The sequence below is a fragment of the Enterobacter cancerogenus genome, assembly GCF_019047785.1.
Classification (GTDB): domain Bacteria; phylum Pseudomonadota; class Gammaproteobacteria; order Enterobacterales; family Enterobacteriaceae; genus Enterobacter; species Enterobacter cancerogenus.
Genome location: NZ_CP077290.1, coordinates 66,914 through 83,949, shown reverse-complemented (window position 1 = coordinate 83,949; position 17,036 = coordinate 66,914). Strand labels below are relative to the sequence as shown.

Genomic DNA, 17,036 nt, shown 5'->3' with positions numbered 1-17,036 from the left:
AATGCAGACCGTTTTAGCGAAAATCGTCGCCGATAAGGCCATCTGGGTTGAAGCACGCAAGGCGCAGCAGCCGCTTGCCAGCTTTCAGAATGACGTCGTGCCCAGCACGCGCCGCTTTTATGATGCCCTGCAGGGCGCGCGCACCGCGTTTATTCTGGAGTGCAAAAAGGCGTCTCCGTCCAAAGGCGTGATCCGTGACGATTTCGACCCGGCGCGCATTGCCGGAATTTACAAACACCATGCGTCCGCCATCTCGGTGCTGACGGATGAGAAATATTTTCAGGGCAGCTTTGATTTCCTGCCCATCGTCAGCGGCATTGCGCCGCAGCCGATCCTCTGCAAAGACTTTATTATCGACCCGTATCAGATCTGGCTCGCGCGTTTCTACCAGGCCGACGCCTGCCTGCTGATGCTCTCGGTGCTCGATGACGAGCAGTACCGCCAGCTCTCTGCGGTGGCCCACAGCCTGAACATGGGTGTGCTGACCGAAGTGAGCAACGAAGAGGAGCTGGAGCGCGCCATCGCCCTTGAGGCAAAAGTGGTTGGCATTAACAACCGCGACCTGCGCGACCTGTCAATCGACCTTAACCGTACGCGCCAGCTTGCACCACGCCTGGGGGCGGGCGTGACGGTCATCAGCGAATCCGGCATCAACAGCTACGCCCAGGTGCGTGAACTGAGCCACTTTGCCAACGGTTTCCTGATCGGCTCCGCGATGATGGAACATGACGATCTCAACGCGGCGGTCCGCCGCGTGTTGCTGGGTGAAAACAAAGTGTGTGGATTAACGCGCGAGCAGGATGCCAAGGCCGCGTATGAAGCGGGCGCTATTTATGGCGGGCTGATTTTCGTGGACTCATCGCCCCGGGCGGTGAGTGAAGACCAGGCCCGTAACGTTATTGCGGCGGCCCCACTCAGCTATGTGGGCGTGTTCCGCAATGCCGATATTGCCGACGTAGCAGCAAAAGCCGAGGCGTTATCCCTGCGTGCGGTACAGCTGCACGGCAACGAAGATCAGGCGTATATCGATGCGCTGCGCGCCGCGCTGGCGCCTCGGGTGCAAATCTGGAAAGCGCAAAGCGTGGGCGACACGTTACCGCCGCGTAATCTGAATCATGTTGATAAATACGTGCTCGACAACGGCCAGGGCGGCTCGGGCCAGCGCTTTGACTGGTCCTTGCTGAAAGACGAAGCGCTGGACAATGTCCTGCTCGCAGGCGGTCTCAGCCCGGATAACTGTGTAGAAGCGGCCAAAGCCGGCTGCGCCGGTCTCGATTTCAATTCAGGCGTAGAGTCCCAGCCGGGCATAAAAGATGCCAGCAAGCTGGCCTCGGTATTTAAAACTCTGCGTGCATATTAAGGAATAAATAATGACGACATTACTAAACCCGTATTTTGGTGAGTTCGGTGGTATGTACGTGCCACAGATCCTGATGCCCGCTCTGCGCCAGCTGGAAGAAGCCTTTGTCAGCGCGCAAAAAGACCCGGCGTTCCAGGCCGAGTTTACCGATCTGCTGAAAAACTACGCGGGGCGTCCTACGGCCCTGACAAAATGCCGCAACCTGACCGAAGGCAGCAAAACCACGCTGTACCTCAAGCGTGAAGATTTGCTCCACGGCGGTGCGCATAAAACCAACCAGGTCCTTGGTCAGGCGCTGCTCGCAAAACGCATGGGCAAAACCGAAATCATCGCCGAGACCGGCGCAGGCCAGCACGGTGTGGCATCCGCCCTCGCCAGCGCCCTGCTCGGCCTGAAATGCCGTATTTACATGGGCGCAAAAGATGTCGAGCGTCAGTCGCCAAACGTCTTCCGTATGCGCCTGATGGGGGCTGAAGTGATCCCGGTTCACAGCGGATCCGCCACGCTGAAAGATGCCTGTAACGAAGCGCTGCGCGACTGGTCTGGCAGCTACGACACCGCGCACTATATGCTTGGCACCGCCGCAGGTCCGCATCCGTTCCCGACCATCGTGCGCGAATTCCAGCGCATGATCGGGGAAGAAACGAAAGCGCAGATCCTCGAAAAAGAGGGACGTCTGCCGGATGCGGTTATCGCCTGCGTGGGCGGCGGCTCAAACGCCATCGGGATGTTCGCTGATTTCATCGATGAACCTCGCGTTGGTCTGATTGGTGTAGAGCCTGCCGGTCACGGAATCGAATCGGGTGAACACGGCGCGCCGCTGAAGCATGGTCGGGTTGGGATCTACTTCGGTATGAAGTCTCCTATGATGCAGACCGATGAAGGCCAGATTGAAGAGTCTTACTCCATCTCCGCCGGACTGGACTTCCCGTCTGTGGGGCCTCAGCACGCTCACCTGAACAGCATCGGGCGCGCTGAGTACGTCTCGATTACCGATGACGAAGCACTGGAGGCGTTCAAGACCCTGTGTCGTAACGAAGGGATCATCCCGGCGCTGGAATCTTCCCACGCCCTGGCGCACGCCCTGAAAATGATCAAAGAGAACCCGGAGAAAGAGCAGCTGCTGGTGGTCAACCTTTCCGGTCGCGGTGACAAAGATATCTTCACCGTTCACGATATTCTGAAAGCACGAGGGGAAATCTGATGGAACGCTATGATAACGTATTTGCACAGCTGAAGGCCCGCCAGGAAGGCGCGTTCGTCCCCTTCGTCACTCTGGGCGACCCGGGTCCTGAGCAGTCGCTTAAAATTATCGATGCCCTGATTGAAGGCGGTGCGGATGCGCTGGAGTTGGGCATCCCTTTCTCTGACCCACTGGCGGATGGCCCAACCATTCAGGACGCCACCCTGCGCGCTTTTGCCTCCGGCGTCACCCCAACTCAATGTTTCGAGATGCTGGCGGCAATCCGTCAGAAACACCCGACCATCCCGATTGGCCTGCTGATGTACGCCAACCTGGTCTTTAACCGCGGCATTGATGAGTTTTATGCCGAGTGCGCCCGCGTCGGCGTTGACTCTGTGCTGGTGGCCGATGTGCCGGTTGAAGAGTCTGCACCGTTCCGCCAGGCGGCGATGCGCCACAACGTTGCACCGATTTTCATCTGTCCGCCAAACGCAGATGACGAACTGCTGCGTCAGATTGCTTCTTACGGACGGGGGTATACCTACCTGCTCTCCCGTGCGGGTGTGACCGGCGCTGAAAACAAAGCGGCGCTGCCTCTGCATCATCTGGTGGAGAAACTGGCCGAGTATCACGCGGCTCCGCCGCTGCAGGGCTTTGGTATCTCTTCACCGGATCAGGTTGCAGCGGCAATAGATGCAAAAGCTGCGGGCGCGATTTCCGGCTCTGCGATTGTTAAAATCATCGAGAAAAATCTTGATAAGCCCGACCAGATGCTGGCTGAGCTGAAAACATTTGTTAGCGAAATGAAAGCGGCAACCCGCAAAGCCTGATCCTGCCACCGTCTGGTCACTGGACCAGACGGTTCCTCTTATTCCCTGTGAAACAGGCAATGATATTTTCGGCGTTATGAAAGCGTGGCACCTTCCAGTAGGCCATTTACCAACAGGGTAAAAACCTGAATCGCTTTTGGTAATGCATCCTGCGGATTTTCGCTTGCAGCCACCCACTGCGCGGCATTCAGTGCGGCCCCGTTTAGCAGCCAGGCAGTGGCATCGACATCTACCGGCTTGATTAAGCCGCGTTCAATCAGATCTGAAATGCGCTCCCGCGTGGCATCAAGGCAGTTATTCTGACTCGGCCATTTTGTAGGGTCCCCGAGAAAAGCCGGGCCATCAAGCAGAACAATGCGCCGGACCTCTTCATCAAGCGCCATCCTGATATAGGCGATCCCTTCAGCCAGAAGCTTTTGCTGGTCATCACCGTAATGTGCCGCGGCATCTTTGGCACTTTGCGCCATTTCAGAATCCACCTGGGTAACCACAGCGGCAAGTAACCCCTTTTTGTCCCCAAAATGGTGGTACAGGGCCCCACGCGTCAGGCCGACGCTGGCGGTCAAATCATCCATTGATGCTGCGGCAAACCCTTTTTCGGCGAAGGCTTTTCGTGCAGCAGCAATCAACTTTATGCGGGTTTCTTCCATCGTTTCGGCGCGGCGTTTGGCAGCCATATGGACTCCTTGCAATAAACGCCGCGCAGGAAGTTTGACATACGCGGCGTATGTGTGATTAAGTTTACATACGCCGCGTATATTAATTCATTTATCTATGCCGCGCATCCGCTGCCGCCCATCCAAATAAAGGATACGTTATGAACCAACCGAAACCCGTTTTCCCTGCAAATCGCCACGCGCTCTATGAAAAGCATGGTTATTCCGCAGCGATCCGCTCTGGTGATTTATTGTTTGTGTCCGGGCAGGTGGGGAGCCGGGAAGATGGTACACCCGAGCCCGACTTTGCCGCGCAGGTAGAACGTGCCTTCGATAATCTCAAGGCCACGCTTAATGCTGCAGGCTGTACGTTCGACGATCTTATCGATGTGACAACCTTTCATACCGATCCAGAGAATCAGTTTCCAACCATTATGCAGGTGAAACAAACCCTTTTCCCGAAGCCCCCCTATCCGAACTGGACAGCGGTGGGCGTGAACTGGCTGGCAGGCTTTGATTTTGAGATAAAGGTTATTGCACGAATCCCTGAACATCAGAAATAAAGAGGTCGCACACAGATATCAGGGAGCGATATCTGTGTGAAATCGCACGGCTATGTTTGATTTGGCGTGAAACGATAGATGGCTATGAAGGGATTAAATAGCAAAGAAGAATGTACGTAATACCGCACTGATAAGCTAAAACCACTGGTCCCTTTTTCAGGGTTTCCACAATAAACGGCGACCATCATCAGTCGCTCCATCCTTTATAAAATTCTGAAAGATGAGGCTATCACAGGGCAAGTTTGACCTTTATTATAAATTAACAAATCATATCGATAATTATTATATTTGTTGATGATTTATTGAGCTCAGGTGTGAACTTATAGTCACGGACGTAGACAATAACTTTTTTTACACAAGGATGGTTTATATGAAAAGGTTTTTTATGACGGCTGCACTAACGGGTTTATTTGTCAGTAATAATTCGTATGCAGGAGAAAGCTATCTGGTCTATAACCCACAAAATATTGCGGTATTTGAAGTGCGTTTCTTTAATGTTGGCGACGGTCCCTTTATGCCGGGCTGGCCGAGCGCGGCTGAATCAACGTGGGATCTTGGTCAGCAACAAAAAGAAAAAATACTTGATGCCATGCGTTACTGGGCTGAAGTCATTACCCCCAGACCAGGGCAACTGCCCGCCATTATCAATGTGGGGACGTTTAATGACGAGAATGCCGCTGGTTCCAGCGATTCAGTTACCGATGGCATTATCAGTCTGACGCAGTTGCAGGGAGCGTTGAATGGCATTGATACCGGAGATCTGACCTTCGGCTCTCATGCCCAGTTCATCATGGGCAAACTGGATTTTGACAACGTTCCCTATGTGCCTGCGCAATTGCCGCGCACTGGAAAGGTTGATCTGGTCAGCGTCGCTGTTCATGAGTTGGCCCATGGCCTGGGAATATCTAATATGGTTACCGACCTGCACGGAAGTGGCACATTCACGCCCGCTTTCGATAACGGGCCTTTCGGATCCTGGACCAGCCATCTGCGCGATGACCGTGGCAATCCTGCCCGGCCAGGGCAAGTCATATTGTGTAATGGATGCAATAACAGATGGGATTCGCAAGGCTTTGATGTCCGGCTCGATAAAGGCTATTTCACCGGCGAGCACGTAAATGAAGTGCTTGCAGGCGCCATGCCTGGCGTGCCGGTGAAAATGTTAGCAGACGACGGTTCGGTCGATGATAACTACATGAGCCATATCGAGCTGAAGAACAGCATGATGAGCCATCAGAACTACCGTAATTACACAACCTTTATGGAAGCGGAACTGGCGTTGTTGCAGGACATGGGATATCAGATTGACCGACGTAACTTTTTCGGTTTTTCGCTGTATGGCAACGGGCAAACTCTTGTTAACCGCAATGGATATTTTCAGCGTAATCAGCAGGCGGATGGCTATCTGGCCGGGCAATATAATACCGCTAATCTGGGGGTTGGCCTGCATGTATATGGCAGTAATAACCATATCTTTCAACAAGCGGACCTGTTGACATCAGGGGCTGGCGGCGCGGGTATCCGTATAGATGGGCAAAATAACACCCTGAGCATCGAACCCGGAATACGGGTATACGCCGATGGCGTAAATGGCCGTGGGGTGATGTTTGCCTACGGTAAAGAGCACAACCTTATTCAACGCGGCGATGTTCAGGCACTGGGCACCAGTGGCGTCGCTATTAGTTTTGATTTTGGCAATAACCTGCTGGGTAACGAAGTTGACTATCGTGGTTCCTGGCTACATATCGTGGACGGATATTACGATGCATTATTACCCGAACTGCAGGGAGCCTTAGTGGATAATGCCGACATCAGCGGGCGGGTTGCCGGTAAAGGCGCGGCAATTTATATTTCACCAAATGCGCTGGTCGGTAATATAAATATATTATCGGGTGCCCGGCTGGAAGGCGATATTTATTCGGACTACGCCGAGCAGGACGCCTATGGCCAACAGCGGTTAACACAGCTTACCTTCGGTCGGAAGGCCAATGCGTATGGGCAGGCGACGGAAGCTGCTGATTCTGCTTTCCGCTTTACTTATCGCGGAAACATTGAAGGTATTAATAATCTGGCACTGGACGCGCGCGGAGGGAAAACCTCGCTAAATGGCGATTTTCAGATTTACAGCATGATTATCGCGCCAGGTGCCACCCTATCCGGCAACGGCAGCTACACCCTTAATGAGGAAGGCCGCTTTGTAAATAACGGGATCCTTGCGCCGGGTAATTCACTTGGGCAAATCACTATCTCAGGTGCTTATCAACAGGGGGATACCGGGCAGCTGGTGTTGGAAGTCGACGGGCGCGGCAGGCATGATACTTTGCGAGTGGACGGCCACGCACAATTTGACGGTCAACTGACGTTTGCGCCGCAACCGGACTGGTACGCGACAAACTGGACTCTGAATTCGCAAGATTTGCTAAAAACAGACTCTTACAGCGGCAAGTTCAGTGCGGTGAACAGCGTGCTCCGCTCCCCCACGCTAACGCTGCAGACAACGCCTCAGGGAAAGAATAGCTGGCAACTCTCCATGCTGCGCGCTTCAAACGCGTACAGCCAGTATGCGCAAGACGCCAATGCGCGGCAGGTAGGGCAAGCGCTGGATAAAATTGTGGCAGATGCTAAGTCGGATATACAGCCGCTGTACCGTACTCTGGATTTCTCAGCCGCTGATGGCGGAAGTATCAGCCATGCCCTGCCGCAGCTTTCTGCGGGCGCCTACAGCGCCATGTTCGCAAGTTCCCTTCAACGTGAACAACAGATAGCGCGGATCATTGGCGGGCCTCATCCTGCTGTAATGTCGAAACAACTGGCGGAAGGCGAATGGCGCAGCTTTGCCATCCCCTTTGGCGGCGGCTTCTGGCAACAGCGCCAGGGGGACAGTGTAGGGTACGACGCTAGCAGTTATGGCATGGTGTTCGGTGCTGAAAAACAAAACGATCGGAATCACAACTGGATTTATGGCTTTCATGGTGCGGTCAGCGGCCAGTCGGTGACGGTCAAATCACCAGAAACCGCGACCGGGAAAACCACTGCTTTCGATCTGGGTATTCATGCCCGTTACGGCGCTGAAAGGTCCGAAGGGATGTATTTATTCGGCACAGGCCGATTGGGTATTGAAGACAGCTGGATGGATAGAAACATTCATGTAGAAACTTACGGAGCAAACCACCATGCCACCTGGACCGGACTGACAGGCTCTGTTACGGCCGGCGGGGGCTATCGATGGGCGCTGAATGATAATGTGAGCGCCGGACCGGTAACGTCATTAAATTACACCACATTACATCGACCTGGCGTGAAGGAAAGCGGCAATGACGGCAGCCGGCTGATGCTGGATTCGGAGACCTTCGATTCTCTGAGATCAAGTATCGGGGTGAATGGTAACTGGAATGTACCGCTCGCTTCAGGGGCGTCTATCGCAGCTGATTTGCAGCTTACCTGGGATCATGAACTTCTGGATGGCAATGTAGAGCAACAAGCCTCTTTCGCCAACTATCGCAGCACATCGTTTAGTTCCAGGAATCAGGTGGCTGGCCGTGACACTCTGGGTGTTAAGGCGGGAATGCGCTATAAAATCAACACTGATGTCGAATTGGGCATCGGGGTTGAAAGCGAAATGTTTCGTTCTGGCTATAACGCGATCGCAGGTAATCTTTCAGCTACCTGGCGTTTCTGATGTCTGAGAATGAGAAAATAATACGGCTGATCGTAAATTAATTCACCGTTCCCCCCGGCGTTGCCGGGGGATTCCGACAGGTTACATTCACTTTTTTATGGTATCAGAAATGGCTTGTGTCTCCGTGAACATGCTCACCTGAACCTTCAACCCGCTTAAGCTGGATCACCTCACCACGCTGCCAGGCATCAGCGCCTTTAGCAACCGGGTGCGCCACAATATCCTTACGTTCTTGTTTGATAGCCTGCGTGCTGACGTTAAAGCGCCGATCTCTGTCCGCCAGCAGTTTGGGGTCTAACTGCCCTTCCCCGGTAAAGCCCATCATCAGTGTCGGAATGCCGAGCGGCAGCGTTTTATCGCGGTCGGTGTGCCAGGTATGCCAAGTCTTCCCGTAGGTATTCACAATTTTGCTCATCAACGCTTTGTCTGCCACTGCAGGTAAACCCGGGGCAATCAGACTGCCGGATTTCACTTCATATTGATGGCTATGCCACAATTTTTTTTCTTCCGGCGGCAGCGTGTTAAACAAACGCTCACTAATGATGTACTCAACGCCCATTAAACGGGCATCTTTGGTGTTACCGTCGTAGATCACCGCTTGCATCACCTCATCATTCAACACTGTTACATAATGATGGGCTTCCATCTGGCCATTTTTATCACCGCTATAAAAATGGAAACCGTCAAGATAGGCACTCATTGCATCAACGGGCGGACGGGACTGGATAAGCTGAGCACCGGCTTCCAGCGTGCTCATGCCGGCGGAGGTTTTTACACCCGGAACAGGAGTATTTGAAGGGGTATTGTTCGCGCCGCACCCCACTAAAGTCAGGCTCGACAATAATAAAAGCGATAGTGGTTTCATTGGCCCTCCCTGTAATCGTCACTTTACTGAAAGTAGTACATTCGCGCAGACCCGCCAGGAGAATTTTTACTAAACCATCGGGCAAAGTGGCATAGCTTCCGTTTACACACCACGTCCATGCCCCTCTCTCTCCACTTCAGGAACGGCAGCGTCAGGCTTGTTATCGTACTCCATACAAAAAGTGTTCTTAAGAAAGTACTTAAAGAGACGAAGGCAATACCTGGCTGGCCGCTGGTCAAGTGCAAAAAAACAGCTAAGCTTCCCGGTAAGAAATAGAAATGGGTGCCTGTAAATGCAGGCAAAATTCGGCACTAGCCGGTAAATCTTACAATTGGATCCTCTATTCCCGAGTGGATGGTTATAAACCTTTGCTCTGTTTCAATTACCCAGCATTATTAACATATATATAACTATTTTGTGCGGCATATAAAACCGCAAATTTACCTTATGGACAAGCGAATCACCCTAATTTTCTTTATTATATGGTTTAATTATCTATTTTTATTATTATTTTCAGGTTATTTCACAAACTTCCCACACCTGTCACTGAGACTATTCCTAACACAGTTAGGTGAAGATCCTGGTTAATATAAAGCACTGTTAAGAATTTAATGCCTTATTATAAATAACCCTATGAAAATAAATGCCTTTTTCCTCACCTCAAAAAATCAATATTTTAATTTTGTGTAAATATTGCCCCAGACACAGAATCTCATTTCTTCGCCCGCGTTGACACTCATTAGGAAAAAACTTAAATTCACTTCCAAGCAAAATAGTTATCAAAAATTAAATTTGCCCATCCAATTCTGGTGGGCAAAAAAGAACCTCATTTGATGGAGAATAATTCAAGCAACCCAATACCCCTGTAGTTTTACAGCCCTGACAAACAAAATGATAACTTCAAGGACTATGAGGTGCGAAACCATATGGAATATAAATACTGCTCCGATAAATACATTTGGTCTGCCCATGACTCCTTCTTCTGTAAAGGACTATACGAACTGATTGCGGATATCGATGAATTAATCTACCTGTCACTGGAGAAAATAAAAAGAGATTTTGTATTCATCAATCTTAATACGGCTTCTTTAACCGAGTTTATCACGCGCGATAGCGAATGGCTGGCTGCGGTAAAGGGGAAGCAGGTCATACTGATTGCGGCCAGAAAGTCAGAAGCTCTGGCGAATTACTGGTATTACAATAGCAATATCAGAGGCATTGTATACGTGGCTTTGTGTCGTGACATTCGTAAAGAGTTGGCCTATGCAATCAATGGTAGGTTTCTTCGCAAAGATATTAAAAAAGATAAAATCACTGACCGGGAAATGAAAATAATTCGTTTAACAGCCCAGGGCATGCAACCCAAATCGATCGCAAGAATAGAAAATTGTAGCGTAAAGACAGTATATACCCATCGGCGTAACGCTGAGGCAAAACTGTATTCCAAAATATATAAGCTGGTTTAATAACCGTCGAATAACGTTTTTAAGATGATTCACCGGGACATCATGTCCTTAATTTAACTCAGGATGAAAAGCGATGAAAAAAAAGGTCTTGGCAATAGCTCTGGTAACGGCGTTTACCGGTATGGGTGTGGCTCAGGCTGCTGACGTAACAGCTCAGGCTGTAGCGACCTGGTCTGCGACTGCCAAAAAGGACACGACCAGCAAGCTTGTGGTGACCCCCCTCGGCAGCCTGGCGTTTCAGTATGCCGAAGGCGTCAAAGGTTTTAACTCACAAAAAGGGCTGTTTGACGTGGCGATTGAGGGTGACTCAACGGCTACCGCCTTTAAGCTGACCTCGCGTCTTATCACCAATACCTTAACGCAGTTGGATACCTCCGGCTCCACACTGAGCGTGGGCGTGGATTACAACGGTGCGGCAGTCGAAAAAGCTGCCGATACCGTAATGATCGATACCGCAAACGGTGTACTGGGCGGCAACCTCAGTGCGCTCGCTAACGGCTACAACGCCAGCGGCCGTACCACCGCGCAGGATGGGTTCACCTTCTCCATCATCAGTGGCACCACCAACGGTACTACCGCAGTGACCGATTTCAGCACCCTGCCGGAAGGGGTCTGGAGCGGCGACGTCAGCGTACAGTTTGATGCCACCTGGACCAGCTAAACCACTTGATGCACAAGCAGGGGCCCTCCCCTGCTTTTATTCACGGACGGAATTGTTATGAAAAAACGCCTTCTGGCACTCGGGCTGCTGCTCATCGGGGGGGCGCCGGCGCAGGCGCTGGATGTCGGCGATATTTCCTCATTTATGAACAGCGGCAGCAGCACGCTGAGCAAGACGATCAAAAATAGCACCGACAGCGGCCGCCTGATCAATATTCATCTCGAACGACTCTCCTCACCGCTGGATGACGGGAAGGTTATCCCAATGGACAAACCCGATGAGGTGCTGCTCACCCCTGCCAGCCTGCTGCTGCCCGCCCAGGCCAGCGATGTAATTCGTTTCTTCTACAAAGGGCCATCAGATGACAAAGAGCGCTATTACCGCATTGTCTGGTTCGATCAGGCTCTCAGTGACCTCCAGCGGGATAAAGCCAACCGCAGCGCGGTGGCTACCGCCTCTGCACGCATCGGCACCATCCTGGTAGTAGCACCCCGTCATGTGAACTACCGCTTTCAGTACGCCAACGGCGAGCTTACTAATTCCGGGAATGCAACGCTGCGGATCCTTGCCTATGGCCCCTGCATTAAGGCTGCCAACGGTAAGGAGTGTAAGGAGAATTACTACCTGATGCCGGGTAAATCACGTCGTTTTACGCGTGTGGATACGGCGGATAAAAAAGGACGTGTTGCGCTTTGGCAGGGTGAGCAGTTTGTTCCTGTGAAATAGACAGCTGTGCAGATGGATAACGACGATGCCTCTACGACGGATTTCCCAAGAACTGAAGACGCGGTTTGCCTTCAGCATACTATTTTTGTTCGTTCAGCCTGATGCAAGCGCTGCTGGCATCGGTGCGCAGCAGATTGGCGGCGTGATGATTCCGCAGGCCTTCAGTCAGGCGTTGCAGGACGGCATGAGCGTCCCGCTCTATATTCATCTCGCCGGCAGCCAGGATACGCGGGACGACCAGCGGATCGGCAGTGCCTTTATCTGGCTGGATGGTAACCAACTGCGTATAAGGCAGATCCAGCTGGAAGAGAGAGAGGATAACGCCAGCGTGAGCGAGAAGACCCGGCAGCAGCTGAACAGCCTCGCCGACGTCCCGTTCAGCGAGGCGCTCACCATTACCCTGACAGACAATGCACAACTGGATCTTAGCCTGCGCCAGTTGCTGCTGCAGCTGGTGGTCAAACGCGAGGCGCTGGGTACTGTGCTGCGCGCGCGCAGCGATGATATTGGCCAGTCCAGCGTCAACGCCGTTAGCAGCAACCTGACCTATAACCTCGGCGTCTATAACAACCAGATGCGTGATGGAGGAAGCAATACCTCCAGTTACCTGTCGCTGAACAACGTCACCGCCCTTCGGGAGCACCATGTGGCGCTGGATGGCTCGCTGTACGGTATCGGCAGCGGTCAACAAGACAGCGAATTATATAAGGCAATGTATGAACGCGATTTCGCCGGCCACCGTTTTGCGGGCGGGATGCTTGATACCTGGAACCTGCAGTCGCTGGGACCAATGACCGCCATTTCGGCCGGGAAGATTTACGGTCTTTCCTGGGGAAATCAGGCCAGCTCCACCATTTTCGACAGCAGCCAGTCGACCACGCCAGTGATCGCTTTTTTACCCGCAGCGGGAGAAGTGCATCTTATCCGTGACGGGCGACTGCTGAGCGTTCAGAACTTCGCTATGGGTAGCTATGAAGTGGATACCCGCGGACTACCGTACGGTATTTATGATGTGGAAGTGGAAGTGATCGTCAACGGTCGCGTGGTCAGTAAACGCACTCAGCGAGTCAATAAACTGTTCAGCCGGGGACGCGGCGTGGGTGCGCCACTGGCGTGGCAGGTATGGGGCGGCAGCTTTCATATGGATCGCTGGTCAGAGAGCGGGAAAAAGACGCGGCCGGCAAAAGAGAGCTGGCTGGCCGGCCTCTCGGCGTCCGGCTCGCTCGACACGTTGAGTTGGGCTGCAACCGGATACGGCTATGACAATCAGGCGGTGGGCGAAACCCGTCTGACACTGCCACTGGGTGAGTCGGTCAACGTTAATCTGCAAAGTATGCTGGCCAGCGATAGCTCATGGAGTGGCGTCGGTAGTATCAGCGCCACGTTGCCAGGGGGCTTCAGTTCGCTTTGGGTCAACCAGGAGAAAACACGCATTGGCGATCAATTACGGCGCAGCGATGCTGACAACCGGGCCATCGGCGGTACCTTAAACCTCAACGCATTATGGTCGAAGCTGGGCACATTTAGCATCAGCTACAACGATGACCGGCGCAACAACAGCCATTACTACACGGCGGATTATTATCAGACGGTCTACAGTGGCACCTTTGGCTCTCTTGGCCTGCGGGCGGGGATCCAGCGCTTTAACAATGGCAACAGCAGTGCCAATACAGGGAAATATATTGCCCTCGACCTGTCGCTGCCTTTAGGGAACTGGTTCAGTGCCGGGATGACCCATCAGAACGGCTACACCATGGCTAACCTGTCGGCGCGTAAACAGTTTGATGAAGGAACAATTCGCACCATCGGCACCAATCTGTCGCGGGCCATCTCCGGGGATACCGGGGATGACAAGACACTCAGCGGCGGAGCCTATGCCCAGTTTGATGCCCGCTACGCCAGTGGAACCCTTAACGTCAACAGCGCAGCGGACGGCTACGTTAATACCAACCTGACTGCCAGCGGCAGTGTCGGCTGGCAGGGCAAAAACCTCGCCGCCAGCGGACGCACCGACGGCAACGCCGGTGTGATATTCAACACCGGACTGGATGATGACGGGCAGATAAGCGCCAAAGTAAACGGGCGAATTTTTCCACTCAGCGGCAAGCGTAACTATCTGCCCCTCTCTCCCTATGGCAGGTATGAGGTGGAACTGCAGAACAGTAAAAATTCGCTCGACAGCTACGACATCGTCAGCGGACGCAAGAGTCATCTGACGCTCTATCCCGGCAACGTCGCAGTGATTGAGCCAGAGGTGAAACAAATGGTCACCGTCTCAGGTCGTATCCGCGCGGAAGACGGCACGGTGATGGCTAATGCGTTAATTAACAACCATATCGGCCGGACCCGAACCGATGAAAGCGGCGAATTTGTCATGGACGTGGACAAGAGTTATCCCACTATCGATTTTAGCTATGGCGGCAATAAGACCTGCGAAGTAGCGCTGGATCTCAGCAACGCGCGTGGTGCCGTCTGGGTTGGGGATGTGGTCTGTAGCGGCCTCTCATCATGGGCGGCAGTACAACAGACAGGAGATAAGAATGAAAGTTAACCCACTGATAGCGCTGGCGATCCTCGCGCTACTCTGGCCAGTGACTGTGCTCAGGGCCGCCGTGACCAAAACCACGTGGCCGGATGCACCGACGCGTGAGTTTGTGTTCGTTGAAAACAACTCCGACGATAACTTTTTCGTCACACCGGGCGGGGTACTGGACCCACGCCTGACCGGTGCCAACCGCTGGACCGGTTTGAAATACACAGGCTCAGGCACCATTTATCAGCAGAGCCTCGGCTATATCGATAACGGCTACAACACCCTGCTCAATGCCAACTGGAAGTTTGATATGTGGCTTGAAAATTCGCCGGTGTCGCACCCCTTGACCGGCCTTCGCTGCATCAACTGGTACGCCGGTTGCGATATGGCTACCAGCCTAATCCTGCCGCAAACCACCGATGCCAGCGGATTTTATGGCGCAACTGTGACCAGCGGGGGCGCAAAGTGGATGCATGGCATGATGTCCGACGCGTTCTATCAGTATCTGCAGCAGATGCCCGTCGGCGGCAGCTTTACGATGACCATCAATGCCTGCCAGACCTCTGCGACCTATGACGCCAGCAGCGGTGCCCGCTGTAAGGATCAGTCCTCCGGCAACTGGTATGTCCGCAACGTCACCCATACCAAAGCCGCAAATCTGCGGTTGATCAATACCAATTCCCTGGCGGAGGTATTTATCAACAGTGACGGTGTACCGACTCTGGGTGAGGGAAATGCCGACTGCCGGACGCAAACCATCGGCAGCTTATCCGGACTAAGCTGCAAAATGGTCAGCTATACCTTGCAGACAAACGGGTTAAGTAACACCTCGATCCGTATTTTCCCGGCAATTGCCAACTCGTCGCTTGCCTCTGCCGTCGGTATATACGATATGCAATTCAGCCTGAATGGCAATTCGTGGAAGCCAGTAAGCAATACTGCCTATTTCTATAACTTCAACGAGATGAAGAGCGCAGATTCGATCTATGTTTTCTTTTCAAGCAACTTTTTTAAGCAGATGGTTAATCTCGGGATCAGCGATATTAACACCAAGGATCTGTTTAACTTTCGCTTCCAGAACATCACCTCGCCGGAGTCGGGATGGTACGAGTTTTCCACCTCCAATACGCTGATTATCAAGCCCCGTGATTTTAGCATCAGCATTATCTCCGACGAATATACGTCGTCGCCATCACGGGAGGGATTTGTTGGCAGCGACGAACCGTCACTTGATTTCGGCTACATTGTCACCACCAGCGGTAAAACGGCCGCCGACGAAGTACTCATCAAGGTGACCGGACCGTCACAGGTGATTGGCGGGCGTTCCTACTGTCTCTTCAGCTCCGATGACGGTACCGCAAAAGTGCCGTTTCCGGCCACGCTCTCATTTATTACCCGCAACGGGACAGAGCAGTCCTACGATGCCGGGTGTGATGACAACTGGCGGGATATGTCCGAGGCGCTTTGGTTGACTACGCCCTGGACCGATATCTCCGGCGAAGTCGGGCAGTTGGATAAAACGACGGTGAAATTTTCGATTCCGATGGATAACACCATTTCACTACGTACGGTAGACGATAATGGCTGGTTTGGCGAAGTCAGCGCTTCAGGAGAAATTCATGTTCAGGCGACGTGGCGTAACATTAATTAAAGCCCTGCTGGCCCTGGGCTTGTTTCTCGCAGCTTCTCAGACACAGGCTATCTCGGTCGGTAACCTCACCTTCTCCCTGCCGGCTGAGATGGATTTCGCCAGCAAACGGGTAGTGAACAACAACAAAAGCGCGCGGCTGTACCGCATTGCTGTTAGCGCCATCGATCGCCCTGGCGGCGGTGAAGTGCGCTCCCGACCGGTGGATGGCGAACTGTTGTTCGCCCCCCGACAGCTCACGTTACAGGCCGGAGAAAGCGAGTATTTCAAATTTTATTATCATGGCCCCCGAGATAACCGTGAACGCTACTACCGGGTTTCATTTCGTGAGATCCCCACCCGCAACCTGACGAGGCAGAGCCCGACAGGCGGTGAGGTCAGCATGGAGCCGGTGGTGGTGATGGATACCATTCTGGTCGTTCGCCCGCGTAAGGTTCAGTTTCAGTGGGCGTTCGACAAGGTGGCCGGGACGGTGAGCAATACCGGTAACACCTGGTTTAAATTGCTGATCAAACCGGGATGTAATTCGACCGAAGATGAGGGCGACGCGTGGTATCTGCGTCCCGGTGATGTGGTTCGTCAGCCGGCGCTGCGTCTGTCGGGTCATCATTATCTGATCTATAACGACAAATTTATAAAGATCAGCGATACCTGCCCGGCGGAGCCCCGACCAGCGGACTGACCCTTATATCAATTAATAATCAGAATGACACTGGCGTGCTGATTAATGAGCATACACAGGCCGAGTATGGAAAGAGATGACATAAATATAGAATTGGCATCAAGCTATGAGTGTAATGGTGACTATTTCTATGCTTGCAGACTCTGGTTAAGAGCCGCACGCTATACGCAGAATATTGAGAAAT

Annotated in this window: 13 protein-coding genes; 11 read left to right on the top strand and 2 right to left on the bottom strand. The window is 52.8% G+C overall.

Annotated features, from left to right (window positions below):
* The first annotated feature begins 1 nt into the window (after position 1).
* The 3 genes from trpCF to trpA are packed head-to-tail and all read left to right on the top strand — an operon-like array spanning position 2 to position 3,373.
* Positions 2–1,360 (top strand): bifunctional indole-3-glycerol-phosphate synthase TrpC/phosphoribosylanthranilate isomerase TrpF, encoded by a 1,359-nt coding sequence (trpCF, locus tag I6L58_RS00460; protein WP_088208363.1) that lies wholly within the window; start codon positions 2–4, stop codon positions 1,358–1,360.
* A gap of 10 nt (positions 1,361–1,370) precedes the next feature.
* Entirely contained in the window at positions 1,371–2,564 is a 1,194-nt protein-coding gene (gene trpB, locus I6L58_RS00455) for a tryptophan synthase subunit beta (protein ID WP_006175698.1), read from the top strand.
* Positions 2,564–3,373: a tryptophan synthase subunit alpha gene (gene trpA, locus I6L58_RS00450; RefSeq protein ID WP_088208362.1), complete on the top strand. Its 810-nt coding sequence runs from the start codon at positions 2,564–2,566 to the stop codon at positions 3,371–3,373. Before trpB ends, trpA begins: the two co-directional genes overlap by 1 nt.
* Positions 3,374–3,447: 74 nt before the next feature.
* On the opposite strand, the gene I6L58_RS00445 is transcribed toward trpA, so the two are convergent.
* Complete coding sequence (locus I6L58_RS00445) at positions 3,448–4,050, bottom strand: TetR/AcrR family transcriptional regulator (protein ID WP_058608660.1); 603 nt, start codon at positions 4,048–4,050, stop codon at positions 3,448–3,450.
* A gap of 140 nt (positions 4,051–4,190) precedes the next feature.
* Between I6L58_RS00445 and I6L58_RS00440 the strand changes: the two genes are divergently transcribed.
* Together I6L58_RS00440 and I6L58_RS00435 are read left to right on the top strand one after the other, a co-directional pair.
* Positions 4,191–4,592 (top strand): RidA family protein, encoded by a 402-nt coding sequence (locus I6L58_RS00440; protein WP_088208361.1) that lies wholly within the window; start codon positions 4,191–4,193, stop codon positions 4,590–4,592.
* Between the two features lie 370 nt (positions 4,593–4,962).
* The gene (locus I6L58_RS00435) at positions 4,963–8,271 is read left to right on the top strand and encodes an autotransporter outer membrane beta-barrel domain-containing protein (protein ID WP_254082142.1); all 3,309 of its coding nucleotides are present in this window, start codon (positions 4,963–4,965) and stop codon (positions 8,269–8,271) included.
* Between the two features lie 103 nt (positions 8,272–8,374).
* Here I6L58_RS00435 and I6L58_RS00430 read toward each other — a convergent pair whose 3' ends face one another.
* A complete protein-coding gene (locus I6L58_RS00430; RefSeq protein ID WP_088208359.1) occupies positions 8,375–9,136 on the bottom strand; it encodes an OBAP family protein in 762 nt (253 codons plus the stop codon).
* A 926-nt stretch (positions 9,137–10,062) separates the two neighbouring features.
* Here I6L58_RS00430 and ecpR point away from each other — a divergent pair.
* The 6 genes from ecpR (at position 10,063) to I6L58_RS00400 (ending at position 16,852) form a co-directional block, all read left to right on the top strand.
* Positions 10,063–10,602 carry an ECP biosynthesis operon DNA-binding transcriptional regulator EcpR gene (gene ecpR / locus I6L58_RS00425; protein ID WP_006175711.1) on the top strand — a complete coding sequence of 180 codons (540 nt, stop codon included), beginning with the start codon at positions 10,063–10,065 and terminating at the stop codon, positions 10,600–10,602.
* Between the two features lie 73 nt (positions 10,603–10,675).
* Complete coding sequence (gene ecpA / locus I6L58_RS00420) at positions 10,676–11,263, top strand: common pilus major fimbrillin subunit EcpA (protein WP_006175714.1); 588 nt, start codon at positions 10,676–10,678, stop codon at positions 11,261–11,263.
* Between the two features lie 57 nt (positions 11,264–11,320).
* Positions 11,321–11,989: an EcpB family pilus assembly chaperone gene (locus tag I6L58_RS00415; protein ID WP_088208358.1), complete on the top strand. Its 669-nt coding sequence runs from the start codon at positions 11,321–11,323 to the stop codon at positions 11,987–11,989.
* A 25-nt stretch (positions 11,990–12,014) separates the two neighbouring features.
* A complete protein-coding gene (locus I6L58_RS00410) occupies positions 12,015–14,540 on the top strand; it encodes a fimbrial biogenesis outer membrane usher protein (protein ID WP_088208357.1) in 2,526 nt (841 codons plus the stop codon).
* Positions 14,530–16,173, top strand: coding sequence for a fimbrial adhesin EcpD (ecpD, locus tag I6L58_RS00405; RefSeq protein ID WP_088208356.1), 1,644 nt, complete (start codon positions 14,530–14,532; stop codon positions 16,171–16,173). The genes I6L58_RS00410 and ecpD overlap by 11 nt, the downstream gene beginning before the upstream one ends.
* Positions 16,142–16,852 carry a fimbrial biogenesis chaperone gene (locus I6L58_RS00400; protein WP_088208355.1) on the top strand — a complete coding sequence of 237 codons (711 nt, stop codon included), beginning with the start codon at positions 16,142–16,144 and terminating at the stop codon, positions 16,850–16,852. The genes ecpD and I6L58_RS00400 overlap by 32 nt, the downstream gene beginning before the upstream one ends.
* The last annotated feature ends 184 nt before the right edge of the window (positions 16,853–17,036 follow it).

Coding starts and splice junctions, on each gene's coding strand:
- ecpD (WP_088208356.1), top strand. CDS start 14,530: ATGAAAGTTAACCCACTGATAGCGCTGGCGATCCTCGCGCTACTCTGG.
- trpB (WP_006175698.1), top strand. CDS start 1,371: ATGACGACATTACTAAACCCGTATTTTGGTGAGTTCGGTGGTATGTAC.
- I6L58_RS00440 (WP_088208361.1), top strand. CDS start 4,191: ATGAACCAACCGAAACCCGTTTTCCCTGCAAATCGCCACGCGCTCTAT.
- I6L58_RS00410 (WP_088208357.1), top strand. CDS start 12,015: ATGCCTCTACGACGGATTTCCCAAGAACTGAAGACGCGGTTTGCCTTC.
- trpA (WP_088208362.1), top strand. CDS start 2,564: ATGGAACGCTATGATAACGTATTTGCACAGCTGAAGGCCCGCCAGGAA.
- ecpR (WP_006175711.1), top strand. CDS start 10,063: ATGGAATATAAATACTGCTCCGATAAATACATTTGGTCTGCCCATGAC.
- I6L58_RS00400 (WP_088208355.1), top strand. CDS start 16,142: ATGTTCAGGCGACGTGGCGTAACATTAATTAAAGCCCTGCTGGCCCTG.
- I6L58_RS00435 (WP_254082142.1), top strand. CDS start 4,963: ATGAAAAGGTTTTTTATGACGGCTGCACTAACGGGTTTATTTGTCAGT.
- ecpA (WP_006175714.1), top strand. CDS start 10,676: ATGAAAAAAAAGGTCTTGGCAATAGCTCTGGTAACGGCGTTTACCGGT.
- I6L58_RS00445 (WP_058608660.1), bottom strand. CDS start 4,050: ATGGCTGCCAAACGCCGCGCCGAAACGATGGAAGAAACCCGCATAAAG.
- I6L58_RS00430 (WP_088208359.1), bottom strand. CDS start 9,136: ATGAAACCACTATCGCTTTTATTATTGTCGAGCCTGACTTTAGTGGGG.
- trpCF (WP_088208363.1), top strand. CDS start 2: ATGCAGACCGTTTTAGCGAAAATCGTCGCCGATAAGGCCATCTGGGTT.
- I6L58_RS00415 (WP_088208358.1), top strand. CDS start 11,321: ATGAAAAAACGCCTTCTGGCACTCGGGCTGCTGCTCATCGGGGGGGCG.